Source organism: Collinsella aerofaciens (assembly GCF_028207065.1).
Taxonomy (GTDB): domain Bacteria; phylum Actinomycetota; class Coriobacteriia; order Coriobacteriales; family Coriobacteriaceae; genus Collinsella; species Collinsella aerofaciens_AR.
Genome location: NZ_JAQLFP010000023.1, coordinates 24,164 through 41,765, shown reverse-complemented (window position 1 = coordinate 41,765; position 17,602 = coordinate 24,164). Strand labels below are relative to the sequence as shown.

At 57.9% G+C, this 17,602-nt stretch carries 11 protein-coding genes; 7 read left to right on the top strand and 4 right to left on the bottom strand.

The window, feature by feature from the left end:
- Window positions 1-211 precede the first annotated feature (211 nt).
- The 3 genes from coaE to uvrB are packed head-to-tail and all read left to right on the top strand — an operon-like array spanning window position 212 to window position 3,719.
- Complete coding sequence (coaE, locus tag PMX72_RS07545) at window positions 212-853, top strand: dephospho-CoA kinase (RefSeq protein WP_271729587.1); 642 nt, start codon at window positions 212-214, stop codon at window positions 851-853.
- The gene (locus PMX72_RS07540) at window positions 846-1,427 is read left to right on the top strand and encodes a lytic transglycosylase domain-containing protein (protein ID WP_271729586.1); all 582 of its coding nucleotides are present in this window, start codon (window positions 846-848) and stop codon (window positions 1,425-1,427) included. Before coaE ends, PMX72_RS07540 begins: the two co-directional genes overlap by 8 nt.
- A 51-nt stretch (window positions 1,428-1,478) precedes the next feature.
- The gene (gene uvrB, locus PMX72_RS07535; RefSeq protein ID WP_271729585.1) at window positions 1,479-3,719 is read left to right on the top strand and encodes an excinuclease ABC subunit UvrB; all 2,241 of its coding nucleotides are present in this window, start codon (window positions 1,479-1,481) and stop codon (window positions 3,717-3,719) included.
- A 65-nt stretch (window positions 3,720-3,784) separates the two neighbouring features.
- Here uvrB and PMX72_RS07530 read toward each other — a convergent pair whose 3' ends face one another.
- From PMX72_RS07530 to PMX72_RS07515, 4 genes are all read right to left on the bottom strand, one after another.
- Window positions 3,785-5,425, bottom strand: a complete 1,641-nt coding sequence (locus PMX72_RS07530; protein ID WP_271729584.1) for an NAD(P)/FAD-dependent oxidoreductase — start codon at window positions 5,423-5,425, stop codon at window positions 3,785-3,787.
- 80 nt (window positions 5,426-5,505) lie between these two features.
- Complete coding sequence (locus tag PMX72_RS07525; RefSeq protein ID WP_118227166.1) at window positions 5,506-6,777, bottom strand: NAD(P)/FAD-dependent oxidoreductase; 1,272 nt, start codon at window positions 6,775-6,777, stop codon at window positions 5,506-5,508.
- Window positions 6,778-7,608 carry an Mrp/NBP35 family ATP-binding protein gene (locus tag PMX72_RS07520; protein WP_022094864.1) on the bottom strand — a complete coding sequence of 277 codons (831 nt, stop codon included), beginning with the start codon at window positions 7,606-7,608 and terminating at the stop codon, window positions 6,778-6,780.
- A 145-nt stretch (window positions 7,609-7,753) separates the two neighbouring features.
- A complete protein-coding gene (locus tag PMX72_RS07515) occupies window positions 7,754-9,907 on the bottom strand; it encodes an LTA synthase family protein (RefSeq protein WP_271729583.1) in 2,154 nt (717 codons plus the stop codon).
- 193 nt (window positions 9,908-10,100) lie between these two features.
- Here PMX72_RS07515 and uvrA point away from each other — a divergent pair, with 193 nt between their 5' ends.
- The 4 genes from uvrA (at window position 10,101) to uvrC (ending at window position 17,246) form a co-directional block, all read left to right on the top strand.
- A complete protein-coding gene (gene uvrA, locus PMX72_RS07510) occupies window positions 10,101-12,980 on the top strand; it encodes an excinuclease ABC subunit UvrA (protein ID WP_117635941.1) in 2,880 nt (959 codons plus the stop codon).
- A gap of 132 nt (window positions 12,981-13,112) precedes the next feature.
- Window positions 13,113-13,613: a Cys-tRNA(Pro) deacylase gene (gene ybaK / locus PMX72_RS07505; RefSeq protein ID WP_089573609.1), complete on the top strand. Its 501-nt coding sequence runs from the start codon at window positions 13,113-13,115 to the stop codon at window positions 13,611-13,613.
- Between the two features lie 105 nt (window positions 13,614-13,718).
- Window positions 13,719-15,299 (top strand): murein biosynthesis integral membrane protein MurJ, encoded by a 1,581-nt coding sequence (murJ, locus tag PMX72_RS07500; protein ID WP_117655647.1) that lies wholly within the window; start codon window positions 13,719-13,721, stop codon window positions 15,297-15,299.
- Window positions 15,300-15,305: 6 nt separating this feature from the next.
- Window positions 15,306-17,246, top strand: coding sequence for an excinuclease ABC subunit UvrC (gene uvrC / locus PMX72_RS07495; protein WP_311774759.1), 1,941 nt, complete (start codon window positions 15,306-15,308; stop codon window positions 17,244-17,246).
- Window positions 17,247-17,602: the final 356 nt, after the last annotated feature.

Sequence of the window (17,602 nt, the reverse complement as noted above, 5' to 3'; positions counted from 1 at the left end):
GCCAGGGCGCCGCTGACCGGTGGACGGCACCGAGCCGTCGCAAGACTTGAAGAAGGGGGAGGCCTCGCGGCCTCCCCTTTTTTTGCGTTTTATAGAGAGCTGTAATACAAGAACTCGCCTTCTTTTAGCTTGTCTTACTGTTTGGCTGTATTTTGAGTCCTTCTTTTGTATTTGCGCGATAATAACTCCCATTGGCGTTAGGGAGGGCTTGATGTTTACCGTATTTGTCTTGGGCAATATTGCTTCGGGTAAGTCTACTGCCTGCCGCTATTTCGAATCTCGTGGCGCTATGCTTATCGATCTGGATGAGCTTGCAAAATCGCTGTATGTACCGGGCTCTGATATCGTCAATGCTCTCGCGGATGAATTCGGTTGGGACATTTTGGATGTGGAAGGCGGCATTCGCCGCAGCATCCTCGCTTCTCGAGCTTTCGCTTCTCCTGATTCGGTCGCACGGCTCAATGGCCTTGTGCATCCCGTTCTCATTGAACAGCTTTCGCTTAGGATTCTCGATCCGGTTTGTTGTACGGTTTCGTCTCCCCGTTACCCCTTTGCGGTGGTCGAGGTTTCTGCCCCGACTGGTTTTGAGGATGCATTTGGCTTGGCTGATGAAATTCTGGTCATCAGCGCCCCTTTGTCAGTTCGTCGCAAGCGTGCTATTCAGCGTGGCATGGAGCCATCTGATTTCGATGCCCGTTCTGCTTGCCAGCCCGATGAGTCTGAGCTGTGCAATCTCGCTACAACGGTGATTGATAATACCGCAGGTGATAATTCGCTCTTTGAGCAGCTTGACTCATGGCTTGCATGCCATGGGTTTATAGACACTGCGAATCAGGAGGATGCCGATGCCTAAGACACGTTTCTTTGCGTGGTATCGCCTTATACCGCTGGCTGCCGTTTTTGCCTTCGGCCTTATTTCGCTCGTCTACTCGTATGCTCCTGCCGCCTTCTTTAAGCCTTTGTATCCAATTGACTACGAGGCGTATGTAAAGCAATCGAGTATTTCGCATAATCTGGATCCGTATCTGGTGTGCGCTGTCATTAAGTCGGAATCGAATTGGGATCCCAAGGCTGAGTCGAATCAGGGTGCTCAGGGATTGATGCAGCTGATGCCCGAGACTGCCCAGGATATGATTGCCAAGGGTCTTGTCGATGGTAGCGAGTATTCCGCCGACAACCTTAACGATCCCGCTACGAACATCGAGTTTGGCTGTGCGTATCTTTCGTATCTTCTAACGTATTTTAACGGGTCGACTGACAGCGCCATTGCCGTCTATAACGCCGGCATGGGCAATGTCGACGGATGGGCGCAGCAGAGCACGTCGCTTCATAATGCAATCACCTTTCCCGAGACGCAGGCGTATCTGATTCGTGTCAATAATGCCTGGGTTCGCTACAAGACCCTCTATCCCGATCGGTTCGTATAGGACTATGCCTGCCGCCTGCGTATACTGCAGATATATGAGTTAGGAGTATCCATGGCGGAATTTGAAGTTGAGCGTGTTGGAGGAGAGCTCAAACGTTTTGGCGTTGAGGGCTCTGAGGTGCCGTTTGAGGTCGTGTCTCCATACGAGCCCGCTGGTTCCCAGCCTAAGGCCATTGAGTCGCTTGTGCAGGGTGTGAGGGACGGAGATCGCTATCAGGTTTTGCTGGGCGTGACTGGTTCGGGCAAGACCTTCACGATGGCTAAGACTATTGAGGCCCTGGGGAAGCCGACGCTGGTCATGGCTCCCAATAAAACGCTCGCCGCTCAGCTTGCGAGCGAGCTCAAAGAGTTCTTTCCCAACAACGCTGTGGTCTACTTTGTCTCGTACTACGACTACTATCAGCCCGAGGCGTATGTGCCGCAAAGCGATACATATATCGAGAAAGACTCCTCGATTAACGAAGAGGTCGAGATGCTGCGCCATCAGGCGACCGCGTCACTGCTCTCTCGACGCGATGTGATCGTTGTCGCATCGGTCTCGTGTATCTATGGCATTGGCTCTCCTGAGGACTATGCGGGTCTGGCTCCAAACGTCGACAAGAAGGTGCCGCTCGAGCGCGATGACTTTATCCATGCACTTATCGACATTCAATATGATCGCAATGACTATGACCTGGCGCGCGGCACGTTCCGCGTGCGCGGCGATGTTGTCGACGTGTATCCGCCTTATGCCGAGCATCCGTTGCGGTTTGAGTTCTTTGGCGACGAGGTCGAGCTGATTGCCGAGATCGATGAGGTCACCGGAGAGATGGTTCGTGAGTACGAGGCCATCCCCGTATGGCCGGCATCGCACTACGTGACCGAGAAGCCGAAGGTCAAGGCAGCTCTGAAATCGATCAGCGAAGAGTGCGAGAAGCGCGTGGCGGAGCTCAAGGCGACCGACAAGTTGCTCGAGGCGCAGCGTCTGCAGCAGCGCACCGATTATGATCTTGAGATGCTCGAGACGATGGGCTTTTGCAACGGCATCGAGAACTACTCGCGTCATCTGGACGGTCGCAAGCCGGGTGAGCCGCCGTTTACCCTGATCGATTACTTTCCCAAGGACATGCTCTGCATCATCGATGAGAGCCATGTGACGGTGCCGCAGATTCGCGGCATGCACGAAGGCGACCGCTCGCGTAAGGTGACGCTGGTGGAACACGGTTTTCGCCTGCCCTCGGCGCTCGATAACCGCCCACTTCGTTTCGATGAGTTTGAGGCGAGGATTCCCCAGTTCATCTATGTTTCGGCCACGCCGGGCGACTATGAGCTGCGGGTGAGCCAAAACGACGTTGAGCAGATTATTCGTCCGACCGGTCTGCTCGACCCCAAGATTGATGTGCGTCCGGTTCGTGGACAGATTGACGATCTTGAGGACGAGATTCGCGAGCGCGTGGTGCGCAAGGAGCGCGTACTGGTGACCACGCTCACCAAGCGCATGGCCGAGGACCTGACCGACCATCTGCTTGATGCCGGCATTAAGGTCAATTACATGCATTCTGATACGGCGACAATGGACCGTGTCGAGATCCTGCGAACGCTGCGCGAGGGCAAGATCGATGTTCTCGTTGGCATCAACCTGCTTCGCGAGGGCTTGGATCTTCCCGAGGTCTCACTGGTGGCAATTCTCGATGCCGATAAGGAAGGCTTCTTGCGCAACCGCCGTTCGCTGATTCAGACGATTGGCCGCGCGGCCCGTAACGCCGATGGCGAAGTCATCATGTATGCGGACGTTGTGACCGATTCGATGAAAGAGGCCATCGAGGAGACACAGCGCCGTCGCGAGATTCAGATGGCATATAACGAAGAGCATGGCATCGTGCCCAAGACGGTGCGCAAGGCCATCAACGACATCTCAAGTTTTATTGCCGAGGCCGAAAAAACCGTGGGTTCCAAGGGACGCTCGAAGGGCGACTCTCTTGGCCATGGCGCATTCTATACGCCCGATGAGTCGGGCGAGGGCGGCATACCGGAAACGGTGGCGCCCGAGCAGACACTTGCGGAGCAGTTGGAAGAACTGCCGCATGACGAGCTTGTGCGGATTGTCGAAACCATGGAAGAGGATATGCGCAACGCTTCTGCCGCCATGGACTTTGAGGAGGCGGCGCGCCTGCGCGATGCCGTCGTTCAGATTCGGGCGATGCTTGAGGGTGCGTCTGAGGACGAGACGATCGAGCGCTTACGTTCGCAGGCCCGCAAGGGTTCCACGTTCGCATCGGGCAGAAAGCGCCAGGGTGCACGGTTTAAGAAATAGCGAACAGGCCCCGAGTTCCCTGTGGAGCTCGGAGCCTATGTCTTTTGCGCGCTGGAATTCGTGCGTTAGAGGTCTGCGATCAGGGCTTCGGCACAACGGATGCCGTCGGTGGCCGCGCTCATGATGCCGCCGGCATATCCAGCTCCCTCACCACAAGGGTAGAGGCCCGGGGTCGACACGGCATGGCATGTTCGGCCTCGGGCGACGGTGACCGGTGAGCTCGAGCGGGTCTCCACGCCGGTAAGAACGGCGTCGGGGCGGTCGTAGCCGCGTAGCTTTTTCCCGAGTAGGGGAAGTCCCAGGCGGAGCGACTCGACGATATGCTGCGGCAGGGCTTCGTCAATTGCCGTCCAGGTCACACCGAGCGGATAGGTGGGCTTTACCTTTCCGGGCGCCTTGCTGGCACGTCCTGCGAGGAAATCTCCGACGAGCTGTGCCGGTGCGTTCCAGTTGGAACCGCCCAGGCGATAGGCGGCCGCCTCGCAGGCACGCTGGAGCTCGATGCCGGCGAGCGGGTCATCGTTGGGAAGGTCCTCGGGTGTGACGTTAACGAGCAGGGCGGCATTTGCGTTGCGTCCGTCGCGGGCATTGAGACTGGCGCCGTTGACGCACAGGTGGCCCTGCTCGGAAGAGGCGGCGACAACCTGCCCGCCGGGGCACATGCAAAACGAGAACACGCTGCGGCCGTTGGGAAGATGGGCAACAAGTTTGTAGGGGGCCGCCCCGAGCGCTGGATGTCCCGCCGAGGCTCCATATTGGGCTCGGTCGATGTCGCGCTGCGGATGCTCGATGCGAACGCCCATGGCAAAGGTCTTTTGTGCGAGGGCCACGTTGTGGTCCTTAAGGAGCTTAAAAATATCGCGAGCAGAATGCCCGCAGGCGAGGATGAGGTGCTTTGTCTCAATTGGCTCGTAAGCGGCGTCTTGGGACGATTGGACATCAATACCGGTGATGGCGCCAGACGCGTCGATGCGAATGTCGACGAGCTTCGTTCGATAACGGACGACACCTCCGAGCTGCTCGATGCGCTGGGATATAGCGGTGACAACCGTGGGAAGGATGTCGGAGCCAATGTGCGGCTTGGCATCCCACAGAATATCGCGGGGCGCACCCGCCTCGACGAAGGTTTCGAGGATAAGGCGATGGGCGGGATTTTTGGTTCCCGTATTGAGCTTGCCGTCCGAGAAAGTCCCCGCGCCGCCCAGGCCAAACTGGATATTGCTCTCGGGGTCGAGGATGCGCTCCTTTAGAAAGAGGTCGATCGCCTGCGAGCGGCGAAATGCCGGGTCGCCGCGCTCGATGAGCAAGGGCTTAAGACCTGCTTCGGCGAGCGTAAGCGCAGCGAAAAGGCCGGCGCATCCGGCGCCGACAACGACAGGGCGTTCTTGAGGTGCGTCGGAGGCGGGGGAGGGGAATGAAGGCTCATCGTCTTCTATCGCGCGTACGCGCGAGCGGTCACGCTCGGCAACGCTGTCGACCGCTTCTCGCTCGAGGTGGGGACTAGTCAGCTCAACACGAAAGCTCAGGATAAAATGGACGTCTCGTTTTTTGCGAGCGTCGATTGACTTGCGGTGGAGCTCGATGGACTTGATCTCGGAGTCCTTGCAACGTAGGACGCGCTTGGCGACTCGCTTGCCAACAATGAGACAGGCATTTTCATCGCCGGCTTCATCGAGCGACGCGTTGACTTGGGTGATTTCAATCATCGAGGTCTCCTTAGAGGCAAGAAAGAGGCCGTCCGGTATCCCAGACGGCCCGAATGCGTTTTTGATTATAGACTGCGCGGCTACAGGCTGCTTGCAGCGCGAATGCCCGAGATCCAGGCCCACGCAAGGTTAAAGCCTCCGCAATCGGCGTCGATGTCGAGCGCTTCACCGCAGACGTAAAGCGGGGCGTCGACAACGCTGCGCGCGCGCAGGCTGGGTGTTGAGATGCTCTCGACAGATATGCCACCACGCGTGACCTGTGCTGAGCGCTCCTCGGCTGTTCCCTCGACGAGCAACTTAAAGTGTTTGAGGATCGAGACCAGGTGGATGACATCGTTGGAGCCTGGATGGCACTGCTCGAACGCTGTGCAGACGACGCGGGAGAGTTGCGGGGCGAGCATGCCGTCGAGCCAACGGGGATCACGGGGCGAAAAGCCGCCGAGCAGCTCAACACGCCGGTTGAGCATATCGAGCAACTCGTCTTTGGAGAGGTCGGGGAAAACGTCGAGCAGGATCGTATCGCCGTGCTGGATACGACGAGAGAGGTTGAAGACAGCGACGCCCGAGATACCGAAGGTTCGAAACAGCACTTCACCGTCTTCGTGCCAGAGCTCATTATGATTGCGGGCGAGCGTCAAGCGGGCGCGGACGCGCAGGCCATCCAACGTCTTGAGCGCTGCCCGATCGCCAACGACCGTTGCCGATACGGGGCAGAGGACGGGGCGTAGCGAAGTGAGGGGGAAGCGAAACATATCGGCGATACCGGTGGGGTTGCCGCCCGTGGCGATAATTACGGCATGTGCCTGCAGGGCCTCGTTCTTGCGAGGGACATCGGCGAGCGCCTTCCGAAGCGAGCGGAGCTCCGATTTTCGGTCGTCGTGCTTTTTTGCCTTGAGCGCCCGCGCTGGACGGTCTATTTGGAGTGCCCAGCCTTCGGAAGCTTTGCGCGCCGAGGCAACGTTGGCCCCGCAGATTAAGGTGATACCTAGGCGGTCGCAAGCGTTGAGAAGTGCGTCGCGCACCGATTCGGCGCGAAGGGAGCGCGGGTACAGCCGGCCTTCCTCGGAGGTTGTCATGATGCCCAGCGAGGAGAAGAAACCCATAAGCTCTTGTTCGGGCTGGGGGACCATGACGGATTCGACGAATGCGGGGTGGTTATACCGCTGAGGATCAATCGATTCGTTGGAGAGGTTGCAACGGCCGTTACCGGTCGCAAGGAGCTTGAGGCCGCAGGCGACATCGCGCTCAACGATGCAGACGCTTTTGCCGGCGCGTGCGGCCGTAATGGCGGCGGCGAGGCCTGAAGCCCCGCCGCCGATTACCAAGACGTCATAGAGGGCGCTCGCGTTCACTTAGGCCTCGTCGGTCTCGTGCGGGGTAATAGCCTCGACGGCAGAGACTGCCTTGGGCAACATGCCATCGGGCAGCGCGGTCTCGACCTCGCCCTTATCGCAGGCCTCGGCGAGTGCCGGATTAATGGGAAGCTGGCCCAAGATGTCGAGGTTATAGCGCTCTGCGACCTCGGGGAGCTTGCTCTTGCCAAAGACCTCGATCTTCTTGCCGCAGTCGGGGCACTCAATATAGCTCATGTTCTCGACAATGCCCAGAATGGGGACGTTCATCTTCTCGGCCATGTTGACCGCCTTGGCGACGATCATCGAGACCAGATCCTGCGGGCTCGTGACGATGACGATGCCGTCGACCGGCAGCGACTGGAAGACGGTGAGCGCGACGTCGCCTGTTCCCGGAGGCATGTCGACCAGCAGGTAGTCGATGGGGCCCCACGAGGTCTCGCTCCAGAACTGCCTAATGGCGCCTGCGATGACCGGACCGCGCCAAAGGACGGGGTCGGTCTCGTTTTGGAGCAGCAGGTTGGAGCTCATGACCTTGACGCCGTGCTCGGAGATTTCGGGCAGCATAAGGTTGCCAAGGGCATGGACGTGGCGTCCACTCATACCGAACATCTTGGGGATAGAGGGACCGGTGATGTCGGCATCGAGGACGCCGACCTTGTGGCCGTGACGGGCAAGCTCGGTGGCGATGGCACCGGTGACAAATGACTTGCCGACACCGCCCTTGCCGGAAAGCACGGCGATGACGCGCTTGACCTCGGACAGCGTGTTCTCCTCAAATTGCGACGGCGACGTTTGTCCGCCGGCGGCCTGTGCGTGTTCGCAACCCATGTATGACTCCTTTGTATATGCTGGGGCCGGGGCCCCGCGATGTGACACGAGCGTCATTGTACCCTCGTTTGCGAGCGGGAGTCATTTGCGATGCGTTTGGGCCGAGCGTGCTTGCAATACGATGGGCCCAAGCGAATGGGCGGGCTTACTGAACTTTGCTGGCGAACTCGAGGTATTGCATGCGCTGCAGCTTGTCGATCGTCGAGGCGTAGGGGCTGTCTTCCGATTCCAAGTCGTAGCGCAGCCCGTCGGCACCGAGATAGCCGGCGACATTGATGGTGGGCACATCTGACCTTGTCGCAAGCAGGGCCTTTTGGTAATTGGTGAGCGGGGCGCCGATCTTATTAAGGGTAATGGCTGCAATCTCGTTTGCCCCGACGGTGTCGTAGACGTTGAGCTCGGTATTGCCGGCGATCTCATAGTTAGCCCAGACGAGATATGTCGACTGATAGATACGGAAAGCGTGGCTTGCCGTATCTTCCTGAGGGTACAGCTCGTCGTTGAGAGTCGTTGCGGCGCTCGGCTGATGGTCGCCAAAAAAGACAAGAACAACCGGTCTGCCGATGTTGCGGAGCTCGTTGATAAAGTACTCGAGGTCCCGGTCGGATGCGTTGATGCAGGTGAGATAGGTGTTGAGCGCGCTGTTGGCGCCTTCGCTGGCTCCCTCGACCCAATAGTTTGTCAGCTCTTCGGCGGGAACGGTGCCATAGTCGTAGCCGCCGTGATTTTGCATCGTGACGTCAAAGATGAACTGCGGCGCTTCGTCGGTTCTAAGCAGGTCGAGTATCTTGTCGTAGGTGGCGTAGTCGCATACGCCGGCATGGTAATAGGGCGCACCTTCGAAATCGCCGATTGAAAGAAAGTCTCCAAAGCCCAGCTGCTGATAGATTTTATCTCGATGGTAGTTGACGGGGTTTTGCGGGTGCATAGCGGTAGTGGTATACCCAAGCTCTTTAAGGTCCTTTGCCAGGCTGTTTACGCCATTCATCTGATACAGCTGATAGGGGATCTTGCCTAATCCGACAAAGACCGTTGTCGCTCCGGTCAAAAATTCGAATTCGGAGTTCGCCGTTCCGCCACCGGCGACCGAAGCGAGCATGGTGCCGCGAACAAGTGTGTCGGGAAGCGAGTTGTAGAATGCGGGGCCGGAGTACCCGGCCGCCTGGAGCTGCTCAAAGCACGAAAGGTCGCTAAAACTCTCGTTCATGATGGCAACAATCGTCGGCTTGATTTCATTGAACTGGGCAACGGCCGCCGCGCGCTGTTCGCTCGAGCCATATGTGCTGTCGTAGACGGCGGCGAGCTCCTGCTCGATGCTCTGCGCCTTATCGGGCGTATAGTCTTCGGGCTTCTCAATGGGCAACTCGTTGACCATTTCGGTGAACGAAGTGATAAAACCCTGAGACGCATACGTGGTGATGGGCTGCCAACGGTCAAATCCAAAATCCAGCGCCTGCTCCAAGTCGATGTTGGAAAAGCCTGAGAGCCCCACAACGGTCACTAGCAGAAAAGCACAGAGGTTAGCGGCGATAGCGGGGAAGACATGGGTGGGCGTACGGAGCTTTCGCGGTCGGATGAGCGAAAGAAGCCCCAGGGAAATCTCCAGCAGGGCGAGAGAGGTTACGATTCCGGCGGTAAAGGTAAACTCGTATCCCTCGCTCACTTCCATTGCGGTGCCAAGGGCCAAGATATCGCTTGGCAGGATGGCTTCGCCTTTAAACGTTATGACGAAGTGCTCGGCAATGCCAAGGACGCAACAGACGACGGGCACGAGGACCATGACGCCTCCATGACGCTGTCCCAGCAAATAAAGGGAGAGCAGAACCGTCGCGAGCAACCCGACGGAAAACCCGAATGAGTTGGCGGGAATGCGATAGAACGTTTCGTTGCAGGCAATTTCGATTGAAACGAACGAGAGCGCTGAAACAGCGGCGATGACAAGGATGTCGCGGCAAATACAGGCAACCGTTCCCGTCGCAAGGTCGGTTTGGTCGATAAGTCCCGAAACCAAGGGCTCGACAAGAAGCATGACGGCGGCAGCACCGAGCGCCGAATAAGAAAGGACCCATAGGGAGCTGCCCTCATTTACGAGCGATTGATTCGTAATCCATGCAGCTACCACGCCGAGCGGGATGAGGAGCGTCGCGCACCAAAAGACGCGGGCAATGGGTGGCTTTTCGTTGCGTTTGATTGAAAAATACACGCGCACGACGACGGCGGCCACGATAAGGACGGCGATGAATATGGGCAGATTGGCCATGTCGCTCGAAGTGATTTCAAGGGGGATATCTTCGGTCATGGACGTTCCTCTGGTACAGCAAATTAAGTTCAGTATTAGATTACTGTAACCTTTCCACGGCATTTCGAGAAACAAAGCGCCCGATACGCAAAGCTAAAGGTCTGCGAATCTTGTATTACGAACATCTGTGCGCGTCGAGTGCGCTAAACTCATCGGCAGTATGATTCGATGCAATAGGAGGCAAGGAGCTTCCATGTCTGATTCCTCTATCGTTATTCGCGGCGCTCGTGAGCACAACCTCCGTGATATCGATGTTTCCATTCCGCGTGACCAACTCGTGGTCATTACCGGTCTTTCTGGCTCGGGCAAGAGTTCGCTGGCATTCGACACTATCTATGCCGAGGGCCAGCGTCGATACGTCGAGAGCCTTTCGAGTTATGCGCGCCAGTTCTTGGGCCAGATGGACAAACCCGACTTGGATTCAATCGACGGCCTTTCGCCGGCGGTGTCGATCGACCAAAAGACGACATCTAAAAACCCTCGCTCGACGGTTGGCACCGTAACCGAGATTTATGACTATCTGCGTCTGCTGTTCGCCCGTGTGGGCACCCCGCACTGTCCCGAATGCGGCCGCGTCATTGAGCGCCAGACGACCGACCAGGTCGCCGATAAGGTCCTGGCGGCGGGGGAGGGCCGCCGCGCGTTTGTGCTGGCACCGGTGGTGCGCGGGCGAAAAGGCGAGTACACCAAGCTGTTTGAGGACCTTCGCGCCGAGGGCTTTAGCCGCGTGCGTGTCGACGGCGAGGTTCGCTCGCTTGATGACCCTATCGATTTGGATAAGAAATTCAAGCACGATATCGAGGTCGTGGTCGACCGCATCGTGATTCGCGAGAACTCGCTGGGCCGTATTGCCGAGTCCGTTGAACAGGCGACTGCGCTGGCGCACGGCAATGTGAACGTATACTTGCTGCCCGACCGCGACGCTCCCGAGGGGACCGAAGGCGAGTTGCTGGAGTATTCGCTGGCGTTAGCGTGCCCGGAGCATGGACACTCCATCGATGACCTGCAGCCGCGTGATTTCTCGTTCAACGCGCCCTATGGCGCGTGCCCCGAGTGCGATGGCCTGGGCTTTAAGAAGACGGTCGATGCCGAGGCCCTAATCGAAGACCCCTCGAAGTCGATCGCCGACGGGGTCTTTGGCAGCCTGTTTGGCAACTCTAACTACTATCCGCAGATTTTCGCTGCGGTCTGCAAACACTTTAAGGTGAGCGTCGATACGCCGTGGGAGGATCTGCCTCCGCGGGTGTGTCGTGCGTTTTTAGACGGCATGGGCGACCAGAAGATTTCGGTCGACTATCAAAAGCTCGATGGGCGCCGCAGCCAGTGGGACACCAAGTTCTCGGGTGTGCGCAATATCCTGTACGAGCGCTATACCGAGACGACGAATGAGAACACCAAGGCGCGCTTGGAGAAGTACATCCGCGAGGAGCCGTGCTCGAGCTGCCACGGCGCTCGTTTGCGCCCCGAGATGCTCGCCGTCACCGTGGGCGGCAAGTCCATTTACGAGGTTTGTTGTCTGTCGTGCCGTGAGTCGCTCGAGTTTTTTGAGGGCCTGGAACTCACCGAGCGCCAACAGTTTATCGGCGGACGCATCGTCAAGGAAATCCTGGAGCGCCTGCGTTTTCTGGTCGATGTCGGACTCGACTATCTGACCCTCGATCGTGCCTCGGCGACGCTTTCCGGAGGCGAGGCCCAGCGTATTCGCCTGGCAACGCAGATCGGCGCCGGCCTCATGGGTGTCCTGTACATTTTGGACGAGCCATCGATTGGCCTCCATCAGCGCGATAACGAGCGCCTGATCAAGACGCTTGAGCGCCTACGCGATATCGGCAATACCGTCATCGTCGTCGAGCATGATGAGGATACGATTCGTGCTGCCGACTATGTGATCGACATGGGCCCCGGCGCGGGCGTGAACGGCGGACACGTAGTCGCGGCGGGAACGCCTGCCGATATCATGGCGTGTCCCGAGTCGATGACGGGCGCTTATCTGACCGGCAAACGAATGATCCGGGTTCCCGATGAGCGCCGCAAGCCCGGTCGCGGCTGCCTTAAGATCACGGGCGCCCGCGCCAACAACCTCAAAAACGTTACCGCCAAGATCGAGTTTGGTACGCTTACGGTCGTTACCGGCGTGTCGGGATCGGGTAAGAGCTCCCTGGTTACCGACACTATCGCACCTGCCCTTACGAATGCCATTCACCGTTCGACGCGCCCTGTGGGTCCGTATAAGAAAATCGAGGGCATCGAGTGTATCGATAAGGTTATCGATATCGACCAGTCGCCGATTGGCCGCACGCCGCGTTCCAACCCTGCTACGTACATTGGCCTGTGGGATGATCTTCGCGCGCTGTTTGCGAGTACGCCGGAGTCGAAGGCGCGCGGCTACTCGCCGGGACGTTTCTCCTTTAACGTGAGCGGCGGTCGCTGCGAAGCATGCAAGGGCGACGGACAAATTAAGATCGAGATGCACTTCCTTCCCGATATCTATGTCCCCTGTGAGGTCTGCGGCGGCAAACGCTATAACCGCGAGACGCTTGAGGTCACCTACCGTGGTAAGACCATCTCGGACGTGCTCGACATGAGCGTCACCGAGGCACTGGCCTTCTTTGGGAATATCCCGCAGATTAAGCGCAAGCTCCAGACGCTGTACGATGTAGGCTTGGGCTACGTGAGCCTGGGCCAGCCCGCTACGACGCTCTCGGGCGGCGAGGCGCAGCGTGTGAAGCTCGCCAAGGAGCTTCATCGACGCCAGACGGGCAAGACGTTCTATATTTTGGATGAGCCGACGACCGGCCTTCATTTTGAGGACGTCCGCCAGCTGCTCGATGTGCTGCAGCGCTTGGTCGATGCGGGCAACACGGTGCTGGTGATTGAACACAACCTTGATGTCATCAAGGTTGCCGACCGCCTGATCGATATGGGCCCCGAGGGCGGTAACGGCGGCGGAACCGTCGTGGTTTCGGGCACACCGGAGCAGGTTGCGGACTGTCCGCAGAGTTATACGGGCAAGTTTTTGGCGCCGTTGCTCAGGCGTGACCGGGAGCGTCAGGCTCAACTTGATGCTCAATAAATAGGCGATTCAGTTTATGGGCGCCATCGACTCCTTGTGATTCGATGGCGCTTGCTGTGTCGAAGTGACGTATGCAGCCGAATTGGACATATACTTAATCCTTGCGTCCGAATGCGAGGGAAAGGATATGCCATGGCAAAGGCTGTAAAGACGCCAAAAACCAATGCGATGCGCGAGCTGGAAAGCGCCGGCATTTCCTATGTTCTACATACGTACGAAGACGATGGTGATGAGTCGGCGGGCCTGGGGGTCGCGATTTCGGAGCAGCTTGGCGAGGAGCCCGGACAAGGATTTAAGACCTTGGTCTGCGTGACGCCGTCCAACGACCACGTCGTGTGCTGCATCCCTGTTGCCGACGAGCTCGATCTAAAGTCCGCCGCGCGTGCCGCGGGGGAGAAGTCCTTGGCCATGATGCATGTGAAGGATTTGCTTGCGGCGACTGGCTACGTTCGCGGCGGCTGCAGTCCGGTCGGTATGAAAAAACGCTACCGGACGCTCATTGATGAGACATGTGTCCTTTGGGATACCATTTTTATTTCGGGAGGCAAGCGTGGTTATCAGCTTGAGCTTGCACCCGATGATTTAATTGCATTTTGCGGGGCGACGGTCGCCCCGATTACGAGAGAGGACTGAGCGATGCCGCAGGAAGAATTGAAGTGCGGAGCTCATTTTGCAAAAGAATCTGCGCCTCAGACACCCTCATCCGAAGCTTCTTCGTCGCGAGACGACACTGACGACATGGGCTCGTCGGACTACTCCACGGTTGGTCGTTCCGCCGGGCTTATGACCATCCTGACCATCGTGTCTCGCGTCACCGGCTTTATCCGCACATGGGCAATGGCGGCCGCTATCGGCATGTCGCTGCTCTCGTCCTCCTATCAGGTCGCCAACAACCTGCCCAATATGCTCTACGAACTCGTGATGGGCGGCATGCTCGTGACGGCGTTTTTGCCCGTGTACATGGGCGTGAGGCGTGAGCAGGGTCGCGAGGCCTCGAACGAGTACGTGGGCAACCTGCTCGGTATTCTGCTATTGGTGCTGGGTGGCATTTCGTTGCTGGGGACCGTGTTCGCTCCGGGCTTTATTTGGACGCAATCGTTCCTTTCGGGTGACGGCGGCAGCATGGATACCGCTGCGTTCATGTTCCGTTTCTTCGCCATCCAGATTCTGTTTTATGGTTTGGGCTCGGTGTTCTCGGGCGTTCTCAACGCACACCGCGACTACTTCTGGTCGACGTTTGCCCCGGTCCTCAACAATGTGATCGTCATTGCGAGCTTTATGGGCTTTGCGCCCGTGTCCGCACAGTTTGGCGAACGTGCCGGCATCATCTTGATTGCGGCCGGTACGACCCTCGGTGTCTTTGTTCAGATGGCTTGTCAGATCCCCGCGCTTGGCAAGCACGGCGTGCATCCCCATATCCATATCGACTTTAAGGACCCCGCACTGCGCCAGACGATTGCGCTCGGTATCCCGACGCTGCTCGCCACGGTGTGCATGTTTGTCTCGACTTCTATCACCAACGCTGCTGCGCTGGTGGTCCAGCCCGAGACTGGTCCTTCCGTCATCGCCTATGCGCGCCTGTGGTACACGCTGCCCTACGCGCTGATTGCCGCCTCGCTTTCGACGGCGCTCTATACCGAGCTCTCTCACGACGCACAGGAGAAGGATTACGACAGCGTTCGCACGGGCATTTCGCGTGGCGTCGCCCAGATGCTGTTCTTCCTGGTTCCGTTCGCGCTGTACCTGATTGTCTTCGCGCGTCCGCTCAACATGATCTACTGCGCTGGCAAGTTCGATGAGTCCGGCGTGGCGCTGGTGTCCGAGTTCCTTGTCTACCTGGCGTTCTCGCTGCCGCTCTACGGCGTGGTCGTGCTGATGCAGAAGAGCTTCTCTGCCTTGCTCGACATGAAGCCCTATAGCCGCTATTGCCTGTATTCCGCCATCGGCCAGGCCGGCTCGGTTCTGCTGTTTGGCGTTGTACTGGGCTTCGGTATGCCGGCAATCGCGCTTTCGTATGTCGTCGACTACGTGATCTTGGTCGGTTGCTCGCTGTGGTGGCTGCGTCGTCGTCTGCGTGGTCTTCAGGTTAAATCTATCCTGCATGGCGGTTTCTTTGGCCTTTTGCTCGGTGGCCTGGGTGCTGCCGCAGGCGCCGGCGTCATGTGGGCGCTTGAGCACTTTGTCGGGGCACTTGGCGGCTCGATTCTGATTACTCTTGGCTACGTTTGCGTTGCGGGTGTCGTCTCGCTTGCTGTTACCTTTGGCCTTGCCGTCGTCCTTAAGATGCCCGAGGTCTCGGCGCTGATTCGTCGCAAGTAGGTGCGCGTGGCCGGTCACGACAACATTCCAACGCTTGCCGAGCAGGTTTCGCGCGTTCCCACGCAGCCCGGCTGCTACCTTTGGAAAGACGCCAAGGGCGATGTCATCTACGTGGGCAAGGCGAAAAACCTGCGCGCCCGTATGCGTCAGTACGTGACGCTGCAGGACGAGCGCCAGAAGATCCCGCTGATGATGCAGCTGGTGGCGAGCTTTGACTATATCGTGGTGGAGACCGAGCACGAGGCGTTGGTGCTCGAGCGCAATTTGATTGGTCAGTACCATCCGTACTTTAACGTCGACCTCAAGGATGACAAGAGCTACCCCTTTATCGCCATTACAAAGGGCGACCTGTATCCCGCTATCAAATACACGCGTGAGCGTCATAAGCCGGGAACGCGCTATTTTGGACCTTATACCGATAGCCGCGCGGCACGTGAGACGATAGATACGCTGCGCAAGGTTATCCCCATCTGCTCCGCATCCTGTGCGGAGTGGCGTCGTTGTCGCCGTATCGTCGAGTCCCACAAGGGCGAGGAAGACATCGTCAATATGATTTGCGCGCAAAACGGGCGCCCCTGCTTTGACTACCATGTCGGGCGCGGCCCGGGTGCGTGTGTCGGCGTGATTTCCCCGGCAGACTATGCCAAGAACGTCAAGCGTGTCGAGCGCTTTTTGTCGGGCCATCGCAAGGATGTCGTCGATGAGCTGACCTCCGAGATGACGGATGCCGCTGAGGCGCTCGACTTTGAGCGCGCGGCACGCGTCAAACGTCGTTTGGAGGTCATCAGGGGTCTGGACGATCGTCAGCAAGTCGTTTTTCCCTCCAGTGTCGATATAGATGTCATCGGTTTCTATCGCGAGGAGACCATCTCCGCCGCTTGCGTCTTCGTCGTTCGCGAGGGCCGAACAGTTCGCACCTGCGAGTTCATTCTCGACAAGGGTCTTGATGTTGACGAGGAAGAGCTCCAGTCGGGCTTTCTTAAGCGCTATTACGACGAGACGGCTGATATTCCAGCTGAGGTCAACCTTTCCGTCGAGCTTGAGGATGCGGAAGCGCTGGGGGAGTGGCTTGCGGGCAAGCGTGAGCGTTCCTGCCATCTCCATAGGCCGCAGCGTGGCGAAAAGCACCGTCTGCTCGATATGGCATCCAAAAATGCGCGCCATGCCCTCATGCGCTACATGATGCGAACGGGGTACGCTGACGACCGCACCAATCAAGCGCTCCTGGAGCTCGAAAGTGCGTTGGCGCTGCCATCGCCGCCGTTGCGTATCGAGTGCTTCGATATCTCTACACTGCATGGCACCTTTACGGTCGCCTCGATGGTGGTGTTTACCAACGGGCGCGCCGACAAGAGTCAGTATCGTCGTTTTAAAATTCAGGCCGAATTGGACGAGGCAAACGACTTCGTGTCGATGTCCGAGGTTTTGGGACGACGTTATGCTCCCGAGCGCATGGCCGACGAGCGCTTTGGCTCGCGCCCCGATTTGCTCGTTGTCGATGGCGGTAAGCCGCAATTGACCGCTGCGATCAAGCAACTTGAGGCTCTTGGGCTCGATATACCAGTTTGTGGCTTGGCAAAGGCCGATGAGGAGGTTTTCGTGCCTTGGGACGAGACTCCCGTCGTGCTGCCGACCGGGTCCGCGTCGCTCTATCTAATTAAACAGGTGCGCGATGAATCGCACCGTTTTGCCATCACGTTCCATCGCGAATTGCGCGATAAAGCCATGACGGTTTCGGTACTCGATGACGTTCCAGGCGTGGGACCCACCAGAAAACGTGCCCTTATGCGCCATTTTGGCTCGATGAAGCGTTTGCGCGCGGCGAGCGAGCAAGAGATCGCGGAAGTTCGAGGCATTCCTGCCGATGTCGCCAAAGCGGTTCACGAGGCGCTCGTTGCATGGAATGCCGAGCGCGCCGAGGCGGCGGCAAAGCAATCCGAAAACTAAACACGCCTCTAAACAACTGATATACATGATTGCGTGATTTTCAATCATTTATTTCACGGCGATTACCAGCCGATTTCGGGTTTAATTGACGCTAAAACGTTTGACTAGCCATGGTGAACAACCCTGCTATCCTGCGGGTTGACGAAGACTGATATCTCACCTCGTCGATACATACTGTCTGGCGAATCGTTTGTCAATGAATTCGGTGAACGGTAGCAAATACCGTTCAAGCGTATGTATGTATCGGTCGCCGAGCGCGGCACCTCAGTTGGGTTCGTCGGTAGGTAAGGTATATATCGTCCGCAAGTTGCGCGGGGGCACGTCTAGGCGCTCCCGGGTAAGATTCTCTATTGATA

Bases quoted from the DNA above. Each gene is read 5' to 3' on its own strand.
- coaE (WP_271729587.1), top strand. From the start codon at position 212: ATGTTTACCGTATTTGTCTTGGGCAATATTGCTTCGGGTAAGTCTACT.
- PMX72_RS07540 (WP_271729586.1), top strand. From the start codon at position 846: ATGCCTAAGACACGTTTCTTTGCGTGGTATCGCCTTATACCGCTGGCT.
- uvrB (WP_271729585.1), top strand. From the start codon at position 1,479: ATGGCGGAATTTGAAGTTGAGCGTGTTGGAGGAGAGCTCAAACGTTTT.
- PMX72_RS07530 (WP_271729584.1), bottom strand. From the start codon at position 5,425: ATGATTGAAATCACCCAAGTCAACGCGTCGCTCGATGAAGCCGGCGAT.
- PMX72_RS07520 (WP_022094864.1), bottom strand. From the start codon at position 7,608: ATGGGTTGCGAACACGCACAGGCCGCCGGCGGACAAACGTCGCCGTCG.
- PMX72_RS07515 (WP_271729583.1), bottom strand. From the start codon at position 9,907: ATGACCGAAGATATCCCCCTTGAAATCACTTCGAGCGACATGGCCAAT.
- uvrA (WP_117635941.1), top strand. From the start codon at position 10,101: ATGTCTGATTCCTCTATCGTTATTCGCGGCGCTCGTGAGCACAACCTC.
- ybaK (WP_089573609.1), top strand. From the start codon at position 13,113: ATGGCAAAGGCTGTAAAGACGCCAAAAACCAATGCGATGCGCGAGCTG.
- murJ (WP_117655647.1), top strand. From the start codon at position 13,719: ATGGGCTCGTCGGACTACTCCACGGTTGGTCGTTCCGCCGGGCTTATG.